2 protein-coding genes are annotated in these 2,875 nt (G+C 51.8%); both read left to right on the top strand.

Annotated elements, in window-relative coordinates; translation table 11 throughout:
• The first annotated feature begins 59 nt into the window (after positions 1-59).
• Positions 60-1,517: a glycosyltransferase family 4 protein gene (locus tag NZ772_16655; GenBank protein MCS6815186.1), complete on the top strand. Its 1,458-nt coding sequence runs from the start codon at positions 60-62 to the stop codon at positions 1,515-1,517.
• Between the two features lie 26 nt (positions 1,518-1,543).
• Complete coding sequence (locus NZ772_16650) at positions 1,544-2,644, top strand: glycosyltransferase family 4 protein (protein MCS6815185.1); 1,101 nt, start codon at positions 1,544-1,546, stop codon at positions 2,642-2,644.
• Positions 2,645-2,875: the final 231 nt, after the last annotated feature.

Raw genomic sequence — 2,875 nt, 5'->3', positions numbered from 1 at the left:
CCATACAGCACCGACGATCGCGTGTGGTTGATCGTCCTTGGGTTGAGGTGTGATCTGCTATGACTCAGAGGACAGATATTCAGCCAGCAGCACTGGTGTTTTTTCCCCACAATCCCTATCCCCCCAAAACAGGCGCCCATTGGCGCTGCTTAACTGTGCTAACAGCATTGAAAACCCTGGGGTATCGCATCACCCTGCTAGGGACAGATCTGTTTAGCGATCATCCTTGGCCTGTTGACGATCGCGCCGCACTCCAAACACTTCAGGCAGCTCTGGATGTACAGGTGGAAGTCTATCAAGGGACGGCATTTGAGCGCTTTCTGGCAGTACGATTTAGCGCCCTCAGCGATCGTCGTTATTGGGACAGCTACACCCCACTGGGGTTACGACAGCAGTTTCGGCAAGTATTTCGCAAGCTCCAACCCTCTGTAGTGGTAGTGAACTATGGGTTTTGGGGAGAGTTGGCGATCGGGCAGGAATTTCGTACTGCCTGTCGGCTAATCGACACGATCGACCTCTGCACCCTGAACCGTAGGATGCGTCTGGCACTGCAAGGCTATATCAAAACACTGCCATTGGATCCAAACCAGCTTGCTCCCCCTGCCCTGGATGAGTCTTGCTATCAGCAACTTGGCCTGGAAGCGGATCCCATAGAATACCACATTCTCGATCAGTTTGACTATACAATTGCCATTGCCCCTGCTGAAGCAGATCTCATACGCCGCCATACTCAGCATACCCAGGTAGCCTATCTGCCCATGGTGGCAACTGTTCCCCCCGTCAGCAACACCTACAGCGGACAGCCAATCTTTGCCATCGGTGGCAATCCGTTTAATTTGCAGGGCTATGCCTATTTTGCTCTGCGGATATTGCCCTTGGTGCGATCGCGCCTGCCCCAGTTTCAACTCCAGGTAGTTGGCTCTGCCTGCCGCGAGGTGTTTCCGGCAGAGGGCATTAATCTGACTGGCTTCGTGCCTGACTTGACCCCTGTGTATGCTGATAGTCCCTTTGCCATTTGTCCGCTGATTGGTGGCACAGGACAACAGACCAAAATTGTGGAGGCGATGGCTCACGGTGTGCCAGTGATTGCCCTGCGGAATGTAGCGGCAAGTTCCCCAATTCAGCATGGGGTAAATGGCTTGATTGCTGATCAGGCTGAGGATTTTGCTGACTATGTTGTGGAGCTATACAACAATCGTGCCCGTTGCCGTCAGCTAGGGGCAGCGGCCCGCCAGACCATCGCTGAGCAATTTTCCCAAGCTACCTTAACCCACAATCTCCAGCAATTACTTGACCAATTTGGGCAGTCTCCTGTGTCGCGATCGCTAACACTCTCATCGGTGCAGTCAGATGCCAGCCAACAAATCACCCTGCAAATCACCCTATGGTGGCGATGGATAGGCTATTGGGCATGGTCATACTTGCCATTCCTAGCACAGCAGCATGGTAGGCAACTGCTTAAGCACCTGTTACCATCAAGCTTGGCTCAGCGACTCAAAGCTGCTATCGGCAGGTAGGGTCAATGTAGATAGGGATAGTCAGGATGAGAGTTTTGTACGACGGGCTAGTGTATACCCATTTGTTTGTGGGTGGTATTAACCGATACTTCAATAATCTAATTAGTCATCTGCCTGCAACAGTCACTCCGACGGTCATGGCTTGCTATGGTAACCCTGTAACTGCGATCGCTCATCCTAGGCTCAGGCTGTGTCTTTATCGATCGCGGCTCTTGCCTAGCCGTATTTCTGGTCGATTCGGTGCATATTACTTCCGATGGGTTACTGCTCAAACTCGTCCTGATATCATCCATCCAACCTACTATAGCTTGCTCACCAACCAAGCATTTGCTCGAGTTTCCTATCCGCTCGTTATCACCGTCTGGGACATGATTACTGAACGATTTGCAGCAGACTTAGACCCCTTGGGCACTATCACTGAATGTAAGCGTCAGGCAGTCCACGCAGCGCAAGCTATCCTCTGCATTTCTGAGCATACTCGTCAAGACCTGCTAGAACGCTATCCCCATCTAGAAGCTAAGACTACAGTAACCTACCTAGCTACCGATTTACACCCCAGCATGGTCAGCGCAGCACCCGTAACCCCGAGGCAACCCTACTTGCTCTATGTTGGTGGTCGCCGTGGTTATAAAAACTTTGATGGGTTGTTACAGGCATTAGCCGTGATTGTCCAGAACTATCGAGATTTAACTCTGTGTGTAGTTGGTTCACCCTTCAGTGCTGAAGAACAGGCTCATATTGCTGCATTGCGGTTGGGCGATCGCATTCATCACGCTGGTTTAGTAGACGATCGCTGCCTGGCTACCCTGTACCATCACAGTCTAGCGCTGGTCTATCCGTCTCTATACGAGGGATTTGGCATTCCACCCCTGGAGGCGATGGTATGTGGAACAGTGGCGATTGCGGCTAATTGCGCTAGCATTCCAGAGGTCGTGGGCGATGCTGGCTTGCTGTTTGACCCAAAACAACCCGATGAACTCATCGATCAGCTTCTGTGGGTGCTTAACAATCCAAGTGAGCGCGATCGGCTGATTGCCAAAGGACAACAACGGGCTAGCCAGTTTAGTTGGCAAAAAACTGCTGCTGAAACCATGGCAGTTTATCAGTCTCTCTGCGATGCTAAATGAGCGTCTCACAGCGAGTCAACGCTACAATGGCAGCCAGATTGGGTACAGTATGCTATCGCTAGCCATTAGCTGCTTATGAAACTGCGACGCTCACGGCAAGGTTACGTACTTGGTTCACGGTTTCTGCTCTTAGCGATCGTTGCTTGTGGGTTAGCAGGGCTGGGATTAGTGGGAACAGCGAGGTGGCGATCGCCCGCTTTTCCTCGTAGCACAGGTAAATTGGCGTTTTCG

This window comes from Cyanobacteriota bacterium, assembly GCA_025054735.1.
In the GTDB taxonomy this organism is placed as follows: Bacteria; Cyanobacteriota; Cyanobacteriia; order SKYG9; family SKYG9; genus SKYG9.
This window is presented reverse-complemented; position numbering and strand designations above follow the sequence as displayed.

What these genes read in the sequence shown, in the direction of transcription:
- NZ772_16655 (MCS6815186.1), top strand. Translation starts at nt 60, where the DNA reads ATGACTCAGAGGACAGATATTCAGCCAGCAGCACTGGTGTTTTTTCCC.
- NZ772_16650 (MCS6815185.1), top strand. Translation starts at nt 1,544, where the DNA reads ATGAGAGTTTTGTACGACGGGCTAGTGTATACCCATTTGTTTGTGGGT.